Origin of the sequence: Sinomonas sp. P47F7 (assembly GCF_049332655.1) — a bacterium.
Taxonomy (GTDB): domain Bacteria; phylum Actinomycetota; class Actinomycetes; order Actinomycetales; family Micrococcaceae; genus Sinomonas.
Genome location: NZ_CP186327.1, coordinates 4,077,028 through 4,096,149, shown reverse-complemented (window position 1 = coordinate 4,096,149; position 19,122 = coordinate 4,077,028). Strand labels below are relative to the sequence as shown.

The following is a 19,122-nucleotide window of genomic DNA, read 5'->3' as shown; positions in this document are numbered from 1 at the left end:
GGGTGGCGGGCCCGCGCTGCGGGGGGAGCGACGGGTCCGGCCAGGCCGCCCCTCCTAGGCGAGGTCGCCCCCGAGGCGGGGGTCGGCGTCGTCGTTCCTTCGAGCCTCTGAGGCGCGCCGCCCAAGGATCCACTGAGAGACCCACTGAGAGACCTGCCGGGGACCCACTGAGAGACCGGCCCCAAAAAACACAGCTGGGAGGGTGCCCGCGGGCGCCCTCCCAGCTGTGGTTCTTGTCTTTTGGGGTGGAAGCTCAGCTACTTGACGCCGCCAGTGGTGAGCCCGCCGACGAGGAAGCGCTGGAAGATGAGGTACAGGATCACGACCGGCGCCGCGCAGACGAGCGAGGCGGCCATCATCTGTCCGTACAGCGGGACGGCGCCGCCCTCCGACGAGGCGCCGAAGATCTGGAGGACGACGGCGACGGTCTGGGTGTTCGGGCGCGTGAGGACGGAGGCGAACATGACGTCGTTCCAGCCGAGGAGGAACGAGAACACCCCCGAGACCACGAGACCCGGCCAGCTCAGCGGGAAGATGATCCGGAACAGGACTCCGAGCGAGCTCGCGCCGTCGATGCGGGCGGCCTCCTCGAGCTCCTTCGGCAGGCCGCGGAGGTACGTGACCATGACCCAGATCGAGAACGGCAGGGCGAACGTGAGGTACGCGAGGAACAGCCCCCACCACGTGCCGATCACCGTGATGCCCAGGTAGTTCCCCGCCGAGGCGAAGACCACGAACACGGGCAGGAGGAGAAGGCCGCCCGGGACGCTCTGGAGCCCGATCAGGCCGCGGAGGATCGTGAGGCGCCCCCGGAACTCGTACCGGACGAGCACGTACGCGGTCACGATCGCGATGAGCGAGGAGGTGACCGCGACGAGGCCGGCGATCATGACGCTGTTGGCGAGTCCCCGTCCGAGCGGCAGCGTGGACCAGATGCGGGAGTAGTTGGCGAGCGTGAATTCGGTGGGGAAGAACGCGCCGCGAGCCACTTCGATGTCCGAGTTCATCGACGCGAACACGATGTAGAGCAGGGGCACGGCGATCACGGTGCACAGCACGGCGAGGCCGCCCACGAGGAGGGGCGTGGGCAGGAGGCGGTTGACTTCCTCCGACTGGCTCGTCTTCCGAGGCGCCTTGCCGGGACGGCTGCTCGGGGAGGCCTGGGAACGGCCTTCGCGGGTGGTTTCTTCGAGGGTGCTCATCGCTTGTCTCCCGGGTCGGTGCCGGTGTCGAGCCGGACGGCACGGAGGTAGAAGTACAGGGGCAGCGCGATCAGGACGAGGGAGAGCAGCGCCATGGCCGCACCCATCCCGAAGCGGAGGCTCGTGAAGCTCATGCTGTAGACGAGCGTCGGCAGGACCTGCACGTCCGTCGGGGCGGGGACGCCGAACAGCAGGAAGGCCAGCGAGAAGTTGTTGAGGTGGTGGAGCGTCGCGATGAGGCATGCGAGCGCGACCGGGCCTCGAAGGTACGGGAAGATGACGTACCTCAGCTTCGTCCACCACAGGGCCCCGTCGAGCGCCGCGGCCTCGTGGACCTCGGCGTCGACCGACTGAAGCCCGGCCAACGCCATGAGGTAGATGAACGGCCACGCGGCCCAGACCTCGACGACGATGAGCACCCAGTAGCTCGCGGGGCCGTACAGCCAGTGGACCCCGGGGATGCCCATCCCCTCGAGGAACTTGTTGACGATCCCGTCCGGCTGAAGCATGGTGCGCCAGAACGTGCCGACCACGAACGAGGGGAGGACGTAGGGGATGAGGAAGAGCGAGCGGACGAGCGAGCGTCCGGCGAAACGGTTCTGCGTGGCGAGCGCCGCGTAGACGCCGATCGGCACCGTGATGAGCGTCGAGATGACCGCGAAGGAGACTGTGTTGCCGAAGGCGTGCACCAGATCGGTTCCGGTGAAGGCCTCGACGAAATTGTTGAGGCCGATGAACGGGGCACTGATCCATTTGCGGATCGTGTACTGGTCGAGCCGGAGCATCGCGATGTACACGCCGAGGGCGAGCGGCAGCACGATGATCAGGCCGATCAGCACGCCGCCCGGGGTCAGGAGCCACAGGGGCCGATTCCGCTCGGTCACGGGACGGCGCCGGCCGGCGGGAGCGCCCCCGCCGGCCGACGGGGCAGGGCTGCGCCGAACGTCGGCGCCCTTTCGTGCGGTAATGCTCACTTGCTTTGAGCCGCCCTGTCGAGGGAGGCCTGCGCGTCCTTCTGAGCCTTCGCGAGAGCGGACTGAAGCGCGCTGTCAGACACGCCGCCGCCCGAGAGCGCCTGGCGCGACTGGACCACGACGTTGGTGAGGGCGAGCTGCATGTCTCCCCAGGCGCCGGTGAACGGCGTGCTCTTCGCCTGGCTGGCCGAGGCGAGGACCGGCGCGAGCGACGGATCGGCGTCCTCGACCTTCTTCGCGGCGGCGGCGTTCGCGGGAAGGTCGCCGAACAGCTTGTTGTAGTTGATCTGCTCGTCATCGCTCGTGAGGAGCTTGATGTACGCCGCGGCCAGGTCCTGGTTCTCGGAGTACTTCGCGATCACGAGGTTGTCGCCGGAGATGATCGAGGAAACGGGCGAGCCCCCCGCGGGCATCGTGCTCTGGCCAGGAGGCACGGTCGGCATGACCGCGTACTCGTACTTGCCCTTGATGGCAGAGGCGTCGAACGTCACCTTCGACGAGGCCGTGGTCATGAGCATCATCGCGGACTTGCCCGAGGCGAAGTCGGCGGCGGCCTGCGTGTCGTTCCAGCCCACGGCCGCGGGGTTGACCACCTTGTCCTTGGTGAGCCAGCCGAAGTAGGTCTCGTAGGCCTTCTTGACGGTGGGGTCGTCGAGGCGCGCCTTGTTGCCGTCAACGAGGGGATTCCCCGCCTGGTTGGCCATGGTCCACGCGAACTTCCACGGCGTGTAGTTGTCGGCGTAGCCGGTCGCAAATCCGTACACGCCGTTGCCTGTGAGCTTCTTGGCCTGCTCGAGGAGGCCGTCCCACGTGGTCGCCGGCTTGTCGATGCCGGCCTTCTTGAACAGATCCGTGTTGTAGGCGAGGACGTACGGGCGGTCCGTGAACGGCACGGCCACCTCGTCCTGGCTGTTCGGGCCCGAGATGCCGAGCGTCGCGGGCACGAAGCGGTCCCGCCCGCCCACCTTGTTCCACATCGACTGGTCGAACTTCACGAAGGCGCCGGTCGAGTAGGCCGTCGGGGTGAACGTGGTGCCCACCTGATAAACGTCCGGTCCCTGACCCGCGACGACCGAGGTCTGGATCTTGGAGAGTTCGTCGTTGGCGTTCGCGAACGTCTCGAACTTGAGGTCTGCGCCGGTCTGCTTCTTGAAGGCGTCGGCAATGTGCGCCTGCCACGACCGGAACTGGTCGGCCTTGTTCGTGTTCGCGCCGATCAGGACGTCAAGGGTCTTGCCCGATCCGTCTACCGAACCGCCGCCGTTGTCCTGGCCGCAGCCGGCCAAGCCGACGGCGCCGAGAGATACGGCGGCGGCGATGCCAAGCAGCCGCAAAGTTGCCATCTTCATGTCTAGGTTTGCTCCTCGTCGAGTCTTGTGGACCGTGGGGTCCCGACTGCTGGTGCCGCCGGAATGTTGCCCACGCCACATTATGGCGATTGCGGCAACGCTTGCACTTTTTGCCAGAAATTGCCAAAAACATGGCAACGAGGACGTCTTGAGGCACAATCGTCGAGAGTGGAACTCTCGCTGGCTGAGCTGCCCTGGAAGCGGTTGCCGAGGAAGCGGAGTTGCAGAGGAAGGAGAGTGGCACCAGTGGACGCACCAGTGGACATTGCGCAGCCGGAGATTCCCGCGTCGGGGCACTCGCCGACCCTCAAGGAAGTTGCCGCGATGAGCGGCGTGGCGGCGTCGACCGCCTCGCGCGCGCTGACCCAGCCGGGGCGGGTGAGCCGAGCGACCCTCGAGCGGGTGCGGGAAGCTGCGGAGCAGCTTGGCTATATCGCGTCAGGCCGGGCTCGCCAGCCCCAGCCCATCCGGGCGGGCGCGGTGGCCGTCCTCGTCCCGGATATCACGAACCCCTACTTCTTCGACGTCATCCGGAGCACGCAGCATCAGCTCAAAGCCGCGGGATACCGGCAGATGCTCGTGGACACCGAGGAGGACATCGATCTCGAAGCGAGCTATCTCGACGAATTCCGCAGCTCGGTGGTCGGTTTTGTCCTCGTCGCCGCGAGGCTCGGCGATGACCAGCTCGTCGCAGCCGCCGCCAAGACACCGCTCGTGACGATCAATCGCGACACTCCGGGCGTCCCGACGGTCGTGATCAACACACCCGAGGGCGTGCAGCAGGCCGTCGAGCATCTCTTCTCGCTTGGCCACCGCGACATCGCCTACATCGCGGGGCCGCCGACCTCGTGGTCCGACAGCCGTCGGTGGGTCGTGATGGAGAGCGCGGCCGAGCAGCTCGGCATCACCGTGCGGCGGCTTGGGCCCTACCACCCGAGCCGTCGCTCGGGTCCGGCCGCCGCCGATGCCCTCCTCAACTCGGGTTCCACGGCCTGCATCGCCTTCAACGACCTTGTGGCCATCGGGATCCTGGCCCGCCTGAGCGAGCGCGGCATCGACGTCCCGGGCGAGCTCAGCGTGGTGGGCTGCGACGACATCTTCGGCGCCGACTTCTGCAATCCGCCGCTCACCACCATCACCGCCCCGATCGAACAGGCCGGGAGGGTCGCGACTGACCTCCTCATCAGCAGACTGAGGGTCGACGCGAGCCAGAGTCGAACCCAAGTGGTGCTGCCCACGCACCTGACCATGCGGGCCTCCACGGGACTCGCCCCCAGCACTGACCCGCAGCGCTGACCCGCAGCGCCGACCCGCAGCGCCGACCGCCGGCGGCCCACCCTTGCTGGCCGGTTTGGGAAGATCGGCTGCGGTGACGGGCTGCACGGTTCGGTGGTCACGTGCCCTCCTCGCGATACAGAATCAAGCTATGTCGACAAGTCTCACGGCTTCCGTTCCCTCAGGTCCGCTCTCCTCGGTACTTTTCGCCGGGCCGCTCGAACTCTTGCACACCGGAAGCAGGTGGGCGGAGGGCCCAGTCTGGGTTCCGTCCTCGCAGACCGTGCGCTGGAGCGACATCCCGAACGATCGCATCCTCGAGTTCGATCCCGCGACGGGAGAGGCCCGCGAGTACGCCACGGGGGTCGAGTTCACGAACGGACGGACGCTCGATTCCGAGGGCCGCGTGGTCCAGTGCAGCCACGGCCGGCGGCGCATCGAGAGGGATGCAGGCGGAGTGGTGACGGGCCTTGTGGATTCGTTCGAGGGGCGCCGGCTCAACTCGCCCAACGACGTGGTCGTGGCGAGTGACGGCTCGATCTGGTTCACGGATCCGCCCTACGGGATCCTGCCAGGCACCGTCGAGGGGCACGAGGGTGAGCAGGAATACGGGGGCTGCTACGTGTTCCGGTTCTCGCCGTCCACTGGTGAGCTCACGCCCGTGATCACCGACATGGTGCATCCGAACGGGCTCGCGTTCTCGCCCGACGAATCGGTCCTGTACGTCGCCGACACCGCGGGCGCGGCCCACGCGGTTCCGTTCCGCATCGCCGCGTATGACGTTGCTGCGCACAACGGGACGGACGACGCGCGGGGCGGCAGCCTGAGCGGAGGCCGCACCTTCGTCGCGTTCGACGGCGACCACCCCTCCGATGGCTTCCGCGTGGACACCGAGGGCAGGGTCTGGACGTCCGCGGGCGCGTCGGTGCAGGTCTACACGCCCGAGGCCGAGCTCGTGGCCACGCTCGAGCTCCCTGAGCGGGTTGCGAACGTGTGCTTCGGCGGGCCCGACGGCGCCGACCTCTACCTCACAGCGACGACGAGCCTGTACCGGATCCGCACCACGGCCAGGGACGCCGCCTGGCGAGGCGGAGGCCGATGAGCCTCGCGGGTCCGCTTGCGCAATATACCCCCTAGGGGTATATTCGAGCTTGCTGTCAGCGATGTAGGCGGTCCGGGTGTTCCCCACTACCGTCGATCGACCACAGCGCAACCCATCCGCCTCACCGGAAGGACGGCGCTGACCATGACCGATCACAGCCACTCTGGTCATCAAGGGGCTCCGGCGGCCCATCCAGCGGCTTCGCCCCACGAAGCTGTGCACCAGGGCGCCCGGCCTCAGGATCAGAGCAACCACGCCCAGCACAGCCCTGACCAGCACAGCCCTGACCAGTACGGCCCTGACCAGCACGGCCCTGACCAGCACAGCCAGCACACCCCGGACCAACACAGCCAGCACAGCCAGCACGCCGGCCACAGCGTTGCCATGTTCCGCGACAGGTTCTGGCTCACGCTCGCCCTTTCCGCCGTCGTCGTGCTTTTCAGCTCGATGTTCTGGCACCTCTTCGGCGGGATGCCGCCCGAATTCCCCGGGAGCGAGTGGATTCCTCCCGCGCTGGGGACCGTGATTTTCGTCTACGGCGGCAGGCCGTTCCTCGCGGGTGGCGTCCGCGAGCTGCGCGAGCGTCAGCCCGGCATGATGCTGCTCATCTCGATGGCCATCTCGGTCGCGTTCGTCGCGTCGTGGGCCACGAGTCTGCGGATTGGGGGCTTCGACCTCGACTTCTGGTGGGAGCTCGCGCTCCTCGTCACGATCATGCTGCTGGGCCATTGGCTCGAGATGCGCGCCCTCGGCGCGACCCAGGGCGCGCTCGCCGCGCTCGCGGCACTCCTCCCTGACGAGGCCGAGCGCATCACCGAGTCGAGCGCGGGAGAGGCCGGCCCAGTCACCGTCCCGGTGGCCGAGCTCGTACCGGGGGACCTCGTTCTGGTTCGGGCGGGCGGGCGGCTGCCCGCCGACGGGCGGATCGAGTCCGGTACCGCCGAGATCGACGAGTCCATGATCACGGGCGAATCGCGCCCCGTGAGTCGGGGGCCGGGGGAGTCGGTGGTCGCGGGAACTGTCGCCACGGACACGAGCCTGCGCGTGCGCGTCGAGGCCGTGGGGGAGTCGACGGCGCTTGCGGGCATCCAGCGCCTCGTGGCCGACGCGCAGGCCTCGTCGAGCCGGGCCCAAGCGCTCGCGGATCGGGCCGCGGCGTTCCTGTTCTACTTCGCGACCGCGGCAGGCGTCCTGACGTTCGCGGCGTGGATGCTCCTCGGAAGCGCGCCCGACGCCGTCACCCGCACCGTGACCGTCCTCGTCATCGCGTGCCCGCACGCCCTCGGCCTCGCGATCCCGCTCGTCGTCGCGATCTCGACCGAGCGTGCCGCGCGCGGCGGGGTCCTCGTCAAGGACCGCCTCGCGCTCGAGCGCCTCCGCACGGTCAACGCCGTGCTGTTCGACAAGACGGGGACGCTCACGCGCGGCGAGCCGGACGTCGTCGGCCTTGCCGGGGCGGGGCTCGCTGACGGCGCGCTCCGGGACGGAGAGCTGCTCGCGCTCGCCGCGGCAGCCGAGTCCGAGAGCGAACATCCGGTGGCGCGAGCCATCGTGCGCGCGGCGCGGGAGCGCGGCGTCGCGGCGGCGCACGCGAGCGGTTTCACGGCCATCGCGGGGCACGGCGTCGAAGCAACGGTCGACGGCGCGCTGGTCAAGGTGGGTGGGCCGGCCCTCCTTGCGCGCGAGGGGCTGGGCACCCCCGCGGAGCTCGTGGGCGCCGTCGAACGCTGGACGGCGCGCGGTGCCACGGTGCTGCACGTGATCCGAAACGGTCGCGTGGTCGGCGCGCTCGCGCTCGAGGACGCGGTCCGCGAGGAGTCGCGCGACGCCGTTCGGGCGCTCCAACGCCGCGGCGTGCGCGTCGCGATGATCACGGGCGACGCCCAGCAGGTCGCGGACGCAGTCGCCGCGGACCTGGGGATCGACGAGGTCTTCGCCCAGGTGCTCCCCCAGGACAAGGACCAGAAGGTCGCCGAGCTTCAGGGGCGCGGGCTCACGGTCGCGATGGTGGGCGACGGCGTCAACGATGCCCCGGCCCTCGCGCGGGCGGACGTGGGGATCGCGATCGGCGCGGGGACCGATGTCGCGATCGAGTCGGCTGGCGTCGTGCTCGCGGGGAACGATCCGCGCTCCGTCGTTGCGGTCGTCGAGCTCTCGCGCGCTAGCTACCGGAAGATGTGGGAGAACCTCGCGTGGGCCACGGGCTACAACGTGGTTGCCGTTCCGCTCGCCGCGGGGGTGCTCGCGTTCGCGGGCGTCGTGCTCTCGCCCGCGATCGGGGCCGTGCTCATGTCGCTCTCGACGATCATCGTCGCGCTCAACGCGCAGCTCCTGCGGCGGTCCGACGTGGATCCCGCCCGGGTTCGATAGGAGGATGGGGTCCGTGGGGGGATTTGTGGGGAGAGCCGCGGAGGTGTGTCCCGCGGGGGTGCGCTTCTTCAGGGCGCGATTCTTGGGGCGATCCTTGGGGGCGCGATCCTTGGGGGCGCGATCCTTGGGGGCGCGATCCTTGGGGGCGCGATCCTTTAGGGCACGATTCACGGGAATGGCGCGGCCAGCCCTCGTAGCCCTCGTCGTTCTTCCGGTGATGGCGGGCCTCCTCGGCATGCACGTGCTCGAGGGCGTCGGGAGCCACGGGGCTCACCAGGCCGGCGCTGTTCACCCAGCCGGCGCTGCGCATGCACCCGGCGGTCACCCGGCCGGCGCTGTTCATCCGTCCGGCGGTCACCCGGCCAGCCCTGTTCACCCGGCCGGCGCTCACCCGGCCGGCGCTGTTCATCCGTCCGGCGCTCACCCGTCCGGCGCTCACCCGTCCGGCGCTCACCCGGCCGGCGCTGATCAAGCACCCAGCGCTGATCACCCAGCCAGCGCTGATCACGCTGCCCTTGAGAGAGCGCCAGTGGCGTCGCCCGGGATGCACGCTGTCTCGTGCCACGCCGGCTGCCCGGATTCCGGCAGCGTTTCGCATGTTTCTGACTGCACCCCAGCGCCGGGTGTGCAGCCCGCGTCGGTGCCCGCCGTCGTCGTCCTGGCGCGCTCCGATGCTGCGCTGGCGGCGCAGGGTGAGGCTGCGCCGTCGTGTGCCGTGCGGGCTCCCACGCCAAGCCTGGCCGCCCTCTCGATCAGCCGAACGTAGGCCGACCCCGGCTCCGCGCGTCCCGCCGTCGGTGGGGCGCCACGCACGTGTGTGCGCTACCAAGCTGATCGATAGGAAGAAACTCATGACCAACCCCAAATTCACCCGTGCCCGACTGGCTGCCGTGGCCGGACTCGCCGCGGCTGCCCTCGCGCTCGCAGGGTGTGGCGCGTCGGGGTCGGCGCCCTCGTCCACCGCGCAGGCTCCCGATCACTCTCGCCACGCGATGACCATGCCGTCGGCCCCGGCAACAGCCCCGGCCTCCGCCGCGTTCAACGCAGCGGATGCCATGTTCGCGCAGATGATGATCCCGCATCATGAGCAAGCCGTCGCCATGAGCGAGACCGTGCTCGCGAAGCCGGGGCTCGATGCCCGCGTCGTCGCGCTGGCGGCCCGCATCAAGGCGGCCCAGGCGCCCGAGATTGCCACACTCAAGGGCTGGCTCACCGCGTGGGAACAGCCGACGGCGATGCCCACCTCGAGTTCCTCGTCTACCGGCTCGACGGGGGCCGGCTCTGCGGGCACGGGCTCTGCGGGCACGGGCTCTGCGGGCACGGGCTCTGCGGGCACGAGCTCTGCCGGCGCCGGGCACAGCATGGAGGGCATGATGAGCAGCGGCGACCTCGACCAGCTGGCGTCGGCCGACGCGCCGACCGCCTCGAAGCTCTTCCTGAGCCAGATGGTGGTGCATCACGAGGGTGCCGTGCGGATGGCTCAGACCGAGAAAAGCGCGGGCAAGAACGCTGACGCGGTCGCGATGGCGGCCTCGATCGTCGACTCGCAGACGCGGGAGATCGCCGAGATGAAGGCGCTCCTCGCCGGCAAGTAGACCTCGCCGCGGACTGAAGGGGCGGGGTGCCGCGCGTCTCGCGCGACACCCCGCTCGCTCCGGAGCACGCGGTAGGCAGAGCGCGCGGCTGTCAAAAGGGTGGCGGGGCGTCGGTTTCGGGGTAGGTGACGTACTTGCGACCCGTGGGCGAGGTCCATTCGAGGACGCCGCCCGGAGGTGGAAGGGCGGTTTGCACCTTCGGGTGCGGGTGAGGTGCGTTGGATGAAGGCGTGCCCGGGCCGCCTGCCCATGGTCCGCCTGCCCGGGGTCCAGTTGCCCAGGGTCCGCCTGCCCAGGGTCCAGTCGCCCAGGGTCCGCCTGCCCATGGTCCGCCTGCCCGGGGTCCAGTCGCACCTGGTTCCGTTGCTTCGGGTCCCGCTGACCTCTCCTCGCGCCGAGGCTCGGGGTCGAGCTGCTTGAGCTTCCAGTGGCCGAGGGATTTCAGACGGTGGTGTTCGCGGCACAGGAGCGCGAGATTGGCAGCGTCTGTTGTTCCGCCGTGCTGCCAAGGGATGGTGTGGTCGGTCTCGGTGGACTGGGCGGGTTTGTCGCACCCTGGGAAGCGGCACGTGCGGTCGCGAGCCCCCAGGAAGCGGCGGATGGCGAGAGATGGGGTATAGCGCCGGCGGCCGAGCGCCAACGGGGCCCCGGTGTCGGGGTGGACCCACATCGTGGTCCAGGTGGCGGCCTGCGCGGCCAACAGCCTGGCGGCGGGCGCATCCAGAGATCCGTAGCCCAGAATCTCGCCGGGTGCCTCGGACTGCCCTGTCAGCGTGCGAGCTGGAACCGTGACCACGACCTCCATCCGCACGCCACCCGAGACCCGTGTGCCGTCATACGGCGTGCCACTGACGGACTCCGCGGCGGCAGGTCCCGCAATCCCCGACCAAGCGCTGTCTGGCCCGGCAGCCGCGGGCCAAGCGGTACCGCGATCCGCAGCCCCAGACCAGGCGCTGTCTGGCCCGGCAACCCCAGCATTCTCGGTGCCAGCACCTCCCGGTCGGGAGCCCGCGACCTTGTTGGAGAGATCGGGCCCGGAAAGGACGGCGCTGGTGAGGAGAAGATCGCGGAAGACGTCGGCGCGCAGCTGGCTGATCCCGCGGTCTTCGCCGGGCGTTTGGAGGGAGCGGGCGATCGCCTCGAGCCGGGTGTCGATCGCGGCCCCGACCTCCAAAGGCAGGTGGGCGGTGATCCAGCACATCCCATCCCGCGTTGGCTCGACGTCTACGCGGCGGAACGCGGTGGCGTGGGCTTTGCGGGCCGCGAGCGCCTCGGGGTGGTGCTCCTCGGCCAAGCGGCGCAGCCGCCGCGAGAAGGCCCCGGGGCTCGGCGCCAGTGCCGGGTCCCCTTGCGGGCAACCGAGCTCAACCGCAGCAGCGGCGAATGCAGCGTCCTTTCCCGGCGGCAGCACGGCCGCGTGCTCCATCACAGCCCGGGCGCGACGACGGTCCAGACGCCCGTCCCGAAGGGCGTCCAGCACGGGGGCCAAGCCGGGCTCGGCCAGGGCACGAGCCTCCTCGACCATGGCGCGGCCAGTACGCTGTGAGACGTTGAGCGCCGCGGCAATCTCCGCGGCGGCGAGGGTAGGGGCCTCGGCGGCCTCGAGTCTGTCCCGGGCACCCCGCCGGAAGTGCTCGCACAGCTCCGAGAGTGCAAACGACCGCAGCGCATGGATCCGGGCCTCGTGTGCCTCGAGCATCCTGACGGTCTCGACAAGCCCATCAACGAACGCGACGCCCGCCTCGAACACCGCCGCGCTCGGGAGCATCGGAAGACTTGCCGGACCTTCGGCTGCCGGGCCCTCGACCGCTGGGCCCTCGGCTGCTGGGCCCTCGACTGCTGGCTCATCGGTGGCCGCGGACTGGCTGGCTGGATCCCGTGCTGATGGGTCCTCGCCCGGCGGCCCATCGACTGTCGAGTCGTCCCCGGCCGGACCCTTGTCGGCACTCTGGCGTGACGAGCCCGGCATTCCCAACGGCTCGTGCGGCGCCTCGGCGGCCTGCTTGGCCGCGTCATCGCGCGGATCTTCCCCCATGTCTTCCCCCATGGACCAACCCTCGCACCCCCCCACCGACAAAATAAGCTCGCACAGCGAACCGGCCCGCCCGGATCACCCAGCCAAGTGCGCGACACCCGCGCGCGACCCAATCGAAGTGCGCGCGTCAGGGGACCAGCGTCGGTAGGAGGACGACGGCGGCCGACGACGGCGGCAGGTGCCGCCGCGCCGACCGTGAGCGACTAGGAGATCTTGGCCTGTGGCGCGTGGGGTTCGGCTTCTTGAGCGATTGCGGCCGTCACCGAGTCCGCGATGCTCGTGTCATTCCTGGAGATCAGGAAATGCACCACCGCGGCGATGATCGCCCCGATAAACCACGAGAAGGCGGAGACCGCGCCAAAGAGGGGAACGAGGGCGAAAATCACCGCCGGGGCCGCCGAGACGACGAAGGAGAGAACCGCTTTCGGGTTCCACCCCCGCGTATAGGTGTAATAGCCCTGTTCCCGGAAGAGGTCCGTCACGACAACGTGCTGCCTGCGGAGAACGTAGTAATCCGTCATGATGATGCCGAACAGGGGACCCAGCAGCGCGCCGAGTCCGCCGAGGAACTGATTGATGACCACCGGGCTGTTGAACAGGTTCCACGGAGTGATCACGAGGGCGACCACCGCCGCGATCAATCCGCCCCGCCGGAAGTCGATCTTCGCGGGCCAGACATTGGCGAGATCGTAGGCGGGCGAGACGAAGTTCGCCACGACATTGATCCCCAGAGTTGCGACGGCGAACGTCACAGCGCCAAGCAGAAGAGCCCAGATGCTGTTGATTCGGCCCACGATATCGACCGGATCGTAGATGTGCTCCCCGTACACCTTGAATGTCCCGGCGGTCACCACTACCGATACCAGCGAGAACGCCATGAAATTAACCGGCAGCCCCCACAGATTCGCGGTCCACACCGACCTCCGGGAGGGGGCGAAACGGGAGAAGTCGCAGAAGTTGAGGAGCAGCGTCGAGAAATACGTCACCGTGAGGGCGACTGCCGCGAAGAACGCCTGCATGACGCCCCACTGAGCCGTTCCGCCCGGAAGGTCGAGGGAGACGTTCCAGCCCGCATTGATCAGGATGTAGGCGACGAGCATTCCCATGACGACCCACACCGCCGGGCCAGCCCAATCCTGGAATCTCCGGATGGTGTCCATGCCGTTTCGAAGAAGCATGAGCTGAAGCGCCCACACGACCAGGAACGCGAGCCATCCGAGCGTCGATTCGCCAGCGAAATTGTTCCCCGTCAAATCCTTCAGGCCCGGCCAGATCTGCACGACGATCACGATGACGGCGCGCGAGGCCAGCCAGGTCTGAATTCCGTACCACGCAATTGCGACCAACGCGCGGATGAGGGCGGGAAGATTCGCGCCGAACGTGCCGAACGAAAGCCGGGCAAGGACGGGATAGGGGACGCCCAATTTCTGCCCTGCGTAGCCGGACAGGTTCATGAGCAAGAAGACAATGATGATTCCGAGAACCAGGGCGAGGAACACTTGCCACGCGCCGAGGCCGAGCGCAAAGAGCCCCGCCGCAAACGTGTAACCGCCGAGCGAGTGGATATCCGACATCCACATCGCGAACAGCGAATAAAAGCCCCACCGTCGATGCTCGGCGGGGGCAAGGTCGTCATTGTGCAGACGCGGGCTGACGCCTGTGGGGATCGGCTGGGGCATGATGAACACCCTCTTCCCAGGGCCATCGATGATGGCGCTACACCACCGTTGTAGGACCGTGAATCCGGCCGGTCAAGGTGCCAGCGCCCCGTCGGCGGAACGGCGCGCAAAATGCCCAGGGCCCCGCAGCTATTCTGGCAGCTGCCCGGCGAGTCCCTCGATCACCGGCTGCCGCCCGAGCTCGACGTGAGCAGCCGCGAGCGACTCCGCAAGCTGCGGCCGTCCCGCGAGGATTGCCTCTCGGATCTCGTCGTGCTCGATCGCGTTGAGCTCCATGGGACGGCTCACGCCGAGCCCGAAGATCCAGCGGAGCATGCCCTGCAGCGGGCGCAGCGACCGGGCGAGCAGGCGATGCCCCGAAACGTTGACGATCTCGGCGTGGAACTCGGTGTTCAGGTCGGACGCGCGCTCGATGTCGCCGGCCTCCGTGGCCTCCTGGACCAGTCGGAGCAGTTCGGTGAGGCGGCCGCCTTCGGCCCCTGCCGCCACGCGCTCGGCGGCGCGCTTCGCGGCGAAGGATTCGAGCAGCACGCGGAGGTCGAACAGTTCCTCGACATCGGTGAGCGTGAGCCGACGGACCACCGCGCCCCGGCGCGGCGCCGTGACGATGAAGCCGTCCTGCTCGAGCCGGTGGAGGGCCTCGCGGACGGGGATGCGGGAGACGCTGTGCTGCTCGGAGAGCTCGCGCTCGCGCAGCCGCTGGCCCGGCGCGAGGCGGCCGGCGACGATGTCCTCGAGCACGAGTTGGTACACATGGCTCGCGAGCGCCTCGTCAGGGGCAGCCTCAAACGGGGATTCCATGGGGAGAGAATACCGTCCGCGGTCTGGGCTGGTATACAAGCGTGTCGTTCTGGGGCGGGGGCGTCGCACCGCGCGAGGCTCACCGCAGCGGACGACGGCGGCGCTCGTGTCCGCGCGTCGTCGCACCGCGCGAGGCTCACCGCAGCGGACGACGGCGGCGCTCGCCTCCGCGCGTCGTCGCCCGCTCTTGTCTGTGAAGAGGAGCGGCGGCGCTCAGGTGGGGGCCAGCGTCAGGCGGGCGGGGGAGCGGTGGTGTGCCGGACCACGAGCCGCGGCGGGACGAGGACGTGTTCGGATTGGGTGCGGCCCTCGATGCGGGAGACGAGGAGCTCGGCCGCCTGCCGCCCCATCGCGACGCCGGACTGGTCGACGGTGGTGAGGCCGATCGGGGGGAGCGCGGCGGCCGGGATGTCGTCGTAGCCCACGATCGACATGTCCTCGGGGATGCGGAGGCCGGCCTCGAGGAGGACGGTGAACGCGCCAAGGGCCGCGACGTCCGCGCCACCGTGGAGTGCCGTGGGCTTCTCGGTGCGGGACGCGATCATCCGGCCGGCCAGGAGGCCGCCTTCGGTGCCCCAACGTCCGGGGACGTGGTCGATCCAGCGTTCGAGCCCGTGCCTGGTCATCGCGAGGTCGTAGCCGTGCGCGCGCACTGATTGGGGCATGCTCGGCTCGTCGTGCGGCTCGTGGTGGCCGAGGAACGAGATCCGCTCATGGCCGAGCGCGACGAGGTGGTCCACGATGATGGCGCTGCCCGCGATGTCGTCGCTCGCCACGGTGTCGAAGTGCGCCGTGTCGAGGTGCTCCGTAGGCCCGTGGCGGCCGATCACGGAGACGGGAATCGACCGTGCGAGCCGCTCGAGTTCCTCGTCGGGGCCGAACGGCGCGATGAGGACGAGCCCGTCCATGCGGCGATCCACCATGGCCTCGATGAGCCGCCGCTGGGCGTCGAGGCCCTGCCGCGCCTGGCCGATGAGCACCTGGTAGCCACGCTCCTCGGCCACGTCGCGGATGCCCTCGACGAGCACCGAGAAGAACGTGTTCGAGAGGTCCACGAGGAAGACGCCGAGCGTGTAGCTGCTGCCGCGCATGCCGCGGGCCAGGGCCAGCGGACGGTAGTCGAGGGCCGCCATCGAGGCTTCGACGCGCTGCTTCATCGCTGGGCTCACGCCGTAGGCGTCGCGGAGGACCTTCGAGACCGCGGCCGTCGAGACACCGGCATGCCGTGCGACGTCGCGGATTGTCGCCCGGCGTTCGCTGCCTTCCACGGGCCCTCCTCGCACTTTCGTCTGGTCGGATCCCCGCGGCCGGCTGATCGGCATCCGCGTCACCGGAGTGCCACCAAGAGGGCCGCCGAAGCGTCACGGAAAAGCGGGTAAGCGCTCTCTCGGCGCGAGTTTCATCGTAGCCCTTGCGCGGCCCTGTGACGGGGATTACAGTGGTCGCGTAGAACGGTCTACGTAGAACAGTCTACAAGGACTCTGCGAGGCTCGGTCTACTGGCCAAACTCCCGCCGTCGCCCCCGTGTGGCGACGGCGGCACCAAGAACTTGAAACGTTCCACAACTCAGATTCCACCCCCAACTCAGGAGATACGGATGGCAATCAAGGTGACCCGGCGCTGGGCGCCACTGGCTGCGGGCGTCGCTGCCCTCGGCCTCGCGCTCACGGGCTGCTCGGGCGTCGGCGCAGGGGCCGGCAGCGGCACGACGATCACGTTCCTTGTGAACAACAGCGACACCGCAGTCGCGGCGGCCCAGGAGCTCTCGAAGGAGTTCACGGCCGCGAACCCGGACATCCAGGTCGACGTGCAGACGCGCCCGCAGGGCTCTGACGGCGACAACACCATCAAGACGAAGCTGGCCACGGGCGATATGGCCGACGTGTTCGAGTACAACTCGGGATCCCTGTTCCAGCAGATCAACCCGGAGCAGAAACTCGTCGCGGTGACGGATCAGTCCTACATGTCGGACGTCTCCGACTCGTTCAAGCCTGTCGTCACCGCGAACAAGCAGGTCTACGCCGTGCCGTTCGGGGGCGGCAACTCGGGCGCGGTGCTCTACAACAAGAAGGTCTACGCGAAGCTGGGCCTCTCGGTGCCGAAGACGTGGGCCGAGTTCATGTCCAACAGCCAGAAGATCAAGGCCGCCGGGATTGCGCCCATCATCCAGACGTACAAGGACACGTGGACGTCTCAGCTGTTCGTCCTCGGCGACTTCGCGAACGTGGCCAAGGCCGAGCCGAACTTCGCCGCCGACTACACCGCGAACAAGGCCAAGTACGCGAGCGATCCCGCCGCGATCAAGGGCTTCCAGCACCAGGAGCAGGCGGCGAAGGCCGGCCTGTTCAACAAGGACTTCGCCTCGGCGACGTACCAGCAGGGCCTGGACATGCTCGCGAACGGCGACGGCGCCCAGTACCCGATCCTGACCTCGGCCCTCGCCGGCATCAAGGCGAGCAACCCCGACCAGATCAACGACATCGGCATGTTCCCGCTGCCAGGCGACGACGCGTCGAAGAACGCGCTCACCGTCTGGTTCCCGTCCGGCGTCTACATCCCGAAGTCGTCCAAGCACGTCGCGGAGGCGGAGAAGTTCCAGGCGTTCATCGCAAGCAAGCAAGGCTGTGACGCCCAGACCAAGGGCTCTGCCCCGTCCGGCCCCTACCTCGTGAAGGACTGCACGCTCCCGAGCAGCGCTCCGGCTGCCGTGCAGGACATGCTCCCGTTCTTCAACGACCCCTCGAAGAACAGCCCGGCGCTCGAGTTCCTCTCGCCGGTCAAGGGCCCTTCGCTCGAGCAGATCACCGTCGAGGTCGGAACGCAGCAGGCGACCGCCCAGAAGGGCGCCTCCCTCTATGACGAGGACGTCAAGAAGCAGGCCCAGCAGCTCAACCTGCCCGGCTGGAACTGATCGGAACCACCCAGGGTCCGGGGCGGCCTGCGCCGCCCCGGACCCGCCAGGAGACACCATGACCGTGAACCAGACCGCGCCCGCCGTGACGCGCCCGCGCCGAGGCGAGGCATCGCCGTCGGCCGTCCCGAAGCCCACGAGGAAGCGGAAGAAGAGCCCGTACCCGTACTGGTTCTACCTGCCGGCCGTCGTGATCTACGCGACGCTGTTCCTGCTCCCCACGTTCGCCTCGTTCTTCTTCAGCCTCACGCGCTGGACCATCTTCAACGCGACGTTCATCGGCGTGGGCAATTTCGTCCAGTTCTTCCAGGAGCCCGCGCTCGTGACCGGCCTGAGGAACACGATCATCTACGCCGTGATGACCTCGGGCCTCAAGGTGGTGCTCGGGATGCTGTTCGGGGTCCTGCTGACCTCGAAGATCATCGCCCGCGGCTTCCTCCGCTCGGTGCTGTTCTTCCCCGTCCTGCTGAGCAGCATCGGCGTGGGCATCATGTTCAGCGTCTTCATGGACCCCGACAAGGGGCTCATCAACCAGGTCCTCGCGGCCGTCGGCATCCAGGGCCCCGCGTGGCTCGCCGACCCGACCTGGGCCATCTACTCCGTGGGGCTCGTGGACGTGTGGAAGGGCGTGGGCCTCGCCACCGTGATCTATATCGCGGGAATCGTCTCGATCCCCGCCGAGTACTACGAGGCCGCCGAGATGGACGGCGCCAGCTCGGCGAAGCGGTTCTGGAACATCACCGTCCCGCTCGCCCGGCCCGCCACGGCGACGGTCATCATCCTCTCGCTCATCGGCGGCCTGCGCTCGTTCGACCTCATCTGGGCCATGACCCAGGGCGGACCGGGCTTCGCCTCCGACGTCATTGCGTCCGTGATCTACAAGCAGTACCAGGCCGGCTTCTACGGCCTCTCCACCGCGGGCAACGTGGTGCTCTTCGTCATCATCACGGCGATCGTCCTGCCCCTGTCAATCTTTCTGAACCGCAAGGAGGTCGAGCAGTGAAGGCCCTCAAGCGCTATGGCGGGGGCGCGCTCGCCATCGTCATCGCCACGGCCCTGTTCGTCGTGCCGCTCGTCTTCATGGTCCTCATCGCCGTCAAGGACCGCCGCCAGGCGGCCAAGCTCGACTGGTCCTGGCCCACGAACTTCTCCTTCGTGCAGAACTTCCAGCAGGTCGTCTCCGCGCGGAACTTCATGCTCGTCACCGCGTTCATCAACAGCACCGTCCTGACCGTGGCCAGCGTCGCGATCCTCCTGGTGCTCGCCGCGATGGTCGCGTGGGTGCTCCAGCGGCGCCGCAGCCGGTGGAACGGCGTGGCGAACTTCCTCATCCTCTCGGGGCTCATCATCCCGCCCGCCGTGGTCCCCACGATCTGGGTGCTCCAGGGCCTCGGCCTGTTCAAGACGCTCCCGGGCCTGATCCTCGTCGAGGTCGCGTTCGGCCTCTCGTTCTGCGTCATGATCTTCCGGGCCTTCATCGCCTCGATCCCGCGCGAGCTCGACGAGGCCGCCGTGATCGACGGCTGCGGCCCCGTCCGGCTCTTCTTCCGGGTCGTGTTCCCGCTCCTGCGCTCGGTCATCGTGACCGTGATCGTGGTCCAGTCCGTCGCGGTGTTCAACGACTTCCAGAACCCGCTCTACTTCCTCCCCGGCGACAAGAACGCGACCGTCCAGCTCACGCTCTTCAACTTCCAGAGCCAGTTCACCACGAGCTACAACCTGCTCTTCATGGACATCCTGCTCGTCACGATCCCGCCGCTCGTCATGTACCTGTTCTTCAACCGCCAGATCGTGGCCGGCATGACCGCCGGCGCCGTCAAGGGCTGAAC

14 protein-coding genes are annotated in these 19,122 nt (G+C 68.6%); 7 read left to right on the top strand and 7 right to left on the bottom strand.

All coding sequences use genetic code 11. The annotated features are described in order from the left end of the window. Positions 1–257 precede the first annotated feature (257 nt). Genes ACOKR1_RS19155 through ACOKR1_RS19145 form a run of 3 tightly spaced genes read right to left on the bottom strand, consistent with a single transcriptional unit; the run spans position 258 to position 3,519 of the window. Positions 258–1,202, bottom strand: coding sequence for a carbohydrate ABC transporter permease (locus ACOKR1_RS19155; RefSeq protein WP_422934472.1), 945 nt, complete (start codon positions 1,200–1,202; stop codon positions 258–260). Further along, positions 1,199–2,176, bottom strand: coding sequence for a carbohydrate ABC transporter permease (locus ACOKR1_RS19150; protein ID WP_422934471.1), 978 nt, complete (start codon positions 2,174–2,176; stop codon positions 1,199–1,201). Before ACOKR1_RS19150 ends, ACOKR1_RS19155 begins: the two co-directional genes overlap by 4 nt. Continuing rightward, the gene (locus ACOKR1_RS19145; protein ID WP_422936692.1) at positions 2,173–3,519 is read right to left on the bottom strand and encodes an ABC transporter substrate-binding protein; all 1,347 of its coding nucleotides are present in this window, start codon (positions 3,517–3,519) and stop codon (positions 2,173–2,175) included. Before ACOKR1_RS19145 ends, ACOKR1_RS19150 begins: the two co-directional genes overlap by 4 nt. 252 nt (positions 3,520–3,771) lie before the next feature. Between ACOKR1_RS19145 and ACOKR1_RS19140 the strand changes: the two genes are divergently transcribed. The 4 genes from ACOKR1_RS19140 (at position 3,772) to ACOKR1_RS19125 (ending at position 9,867) form a co-directional block, all read left to right on the top strand. Continuing rightward, complete coding sequence (locus tag ACOKR1_RS19140) at positions 3,772–4,821, top strand: LacI family DNA-binding transcriptional regulator (protein ID WP_422934470.1); 1,050 nt, start codon at positions 3,772–3,774, stop codon at positions 4,819–4,821. A gap of 130 nt (positions 4,822–4,951) precedes the next feature. Continuing rightward, positions 4,952–5,902 (top strand): SMP-30/gluconolactonase/LRE family protein, encoded by a 951-nt coding sequence (locus ACOKR1_RS19135; RefSeq protein WP_422934469.1) that lies wholly within the window; start codon positions 4,952–4,954, stop codon positions 5,900–5,902. A 144-nt stretch (positions 5,903–6,046) separates the two neighbouring features. After that, entirely contained in the window at positions 6,047–8,272 is a 2,226-nt protein-coding gene (locus tag ACOKR1_RS19130) for a copper-translocating P-type ATPase (RefSeq protein WP_422934468.1), read from the top strand. Between the two features lie 851 nt (positions 8,273–9,123). Then, a complete protein-coding gene (locus tag ACOKR1_RS19125; RefSeq protein ID WP_422934467.1) occupies positions 9,124–9,867 on the top strand; it encodes a DUF305 domain-containing protein in 744 nt (247 codons plus the stop codon). A 91-nt stretch (positions 9,868–9,958) separates the two neighbouring features. On the opposite strand, the gene ACOKR1_RS19120 is transcribed toward ACOKR1_RS19125, so the two are convergent. The 4 genes from ACOKR1_RS19120 to ACOKR1_RS19105 form a co-directional block, all read right to left on the bottom strand. Further along, positions 9,959–11,914 carry a DUF222 domain-containing protein gene (locus ACOKR1_RS19120; RefSeq protein WP_422934466.1) on the bottom strand — a complete coding sequence of 652 codons (1,956 nt, stop codon included), beginning with the start codon at positions 11,912–11,914 and terminating at the stop codon, positions 9,959–9,961. A gap of 191 nt (positions 11,915–12,105) precedes the next feature. Continuing rightward, positions 12,106–13,581, bottom strand: a complete 1,476-nt coding sequence (locus ACOKR1_RS19115; RefSeq protein WP_422934465.1) for an NCS1 family nucleobase:cation symporter-1 — start codon at positions 13,579–13,581, stop codon at positions 12,106–12,108. Positions 13,582–13,710: 129 nt separating this feature from the next. Continuing rightward, on the bottom strand, positions 13,711–14,382 hold the full coding sequence (locus ACOKR1_RS19110) for a GntR family transcriptional regulator (RefSeq protein WP_422934464.1): 672 nt from the start codon (positions 14,380–14,382) through the stop codon (positions 13,711–13,713). Positions 14,383–14,612: 230 nt separating this feature from the next. Then, complete coding sequence (locus ACOKR1_RS19105) at positions 14,613–15,650, bottom strand: LacI family DNA-binding transcriptional regulator (RefSeq protein WP_422934463.1); 1,038 nt, start codon at positions 15,648–15,650, stop codon at positions 14,613–14,615. Positions 15,651–15,979: 329 nt separating this feature from the next. Here ACOKR1_RS19105 and ACOKR1_RS19100 point away from each other — a divergent pair, with 329 nt between their 5' ends. From ACOKR1_RS19100 to ACOKR1_RS19090, 3 genes are read left to right on the top strand one after another with little or no spacing between them, the layout of a single operon-like run. Beyond that, on the top strand, positions 15,980–17,293 hold the full coding sequence (locus tag ACOKR1_RS19100) for an ABC transporter substrate-binding protein (protein WP_422934462.1): 1,314 nt from the start codon (positions 15,980–15,982) through the stop codon (positions 17,291–17,293). Between the two features lie 58 nt (positions 17,294–17,351). Further along, positions 17,352–18,296 carry a carbohydrate ABC transporter permease gene (locus tag ACOKR1_RS19095; RefSeq protein WP_422934461.1) on the top strand — a complete coding sequence of 315 codons (945 nt, stop codon included), beginning with the start codon at positions 17,352–17,354 and terminating at the stop codon, positions 18,294–18,296. After that, entirely contained in the window at positions 18,293–19,120 is an 828-nt protein-coding gene (locus tag ACOKR1_RS19090) for a carbohydrate ABC transporter permease (RefSeq protein WP_422934460.1), read from the top strand. Before ACOKR1_RS19095 ends, ACOKR1_RS19090 begins: the two co-directional genes overlap by 4 nt. The last annotated feature ends 2 nt before the right edge of the window (positions 19,121–19,122 follow it).

Excerpts from the sequence above, each read along its gene's own strand:
- ACOKR1_RS19155 (WP_422934472.1), bottom strand. The coding sequence starts at position 1,202 with ATGAGCACCCTCGAAGAAACCACCCGCGAAGGCCGTTCCCAGGCCTCC.
- ACOKR1_RS19145 (WP_422936692.1), bottom strand. The coding sequence starts at position 3,519 with ATGGCAACTTTGCGGCTGCTTGGCATCGCCGCCGCCGTATCTCTCGGC.
- ACOKR1_RS19135 (WP_422934469.1), top strand. The coding sequence starts at position 4,952 with ATGTCGACAAGTCTCACGGCTTCCGTTCCCTCAGGTCCGCTCTCCTCG.
- ACOKR1_RS19130 (WP_422934468.1), top strand. The coding sequence starts at position 6,047 with ATGACCGATCACAGCCACTCTGGTCATCAAGGGGCTCCGGCGGCCCAT.
- ACOKR1_RS19125 (WP_422934467.1), top strand. The coding sequence starts at position 9,124 with ATGACCAACCCCAAATTCACCCGTGCCCGACTGGCTGCCGTGGCCGGA.
- ACOKR1_RS19120 (WP_422934466.1), bottom strand. The coding sequence starts at position 11,914 with ATGGGGGAAGACATGGGGGAAGATCCGCGCGATGACGCGGCCAAGCAG.
- ACOKR1_RS19115 (WP_422934465.1), bottom strand. The coding sequence starts at position 13,581 with ATGCCCCAGCCGATCCCCACAGGCGTCAGCCCGCGTCTGCACAATGAC.
- ACOKR1_RS19110 (WP_422934464.1), bottom strand. The coding sequence starts at position 14,382 with ATGGAATCCCCGTTTGAGGCTGCCCCTGACGAGGCGCTCGCGAGCCAT.
- ACOKR1_RS19100 (WP_422934462.1), top strand. The coding sequence starts at position 15,980 with ATGGCAATCAAGGTGACCCGGCGCTGGGCGCCACTGGCTGCGGGCGTC.
- ACOKR1_RS19095 (WP_422934461.1), top strand. The coding sequence starts at position 17,352 with ATGACCGTGAACCAGACCGCGCCCGCCGTGACGCGCCCGCGCCGAGGC.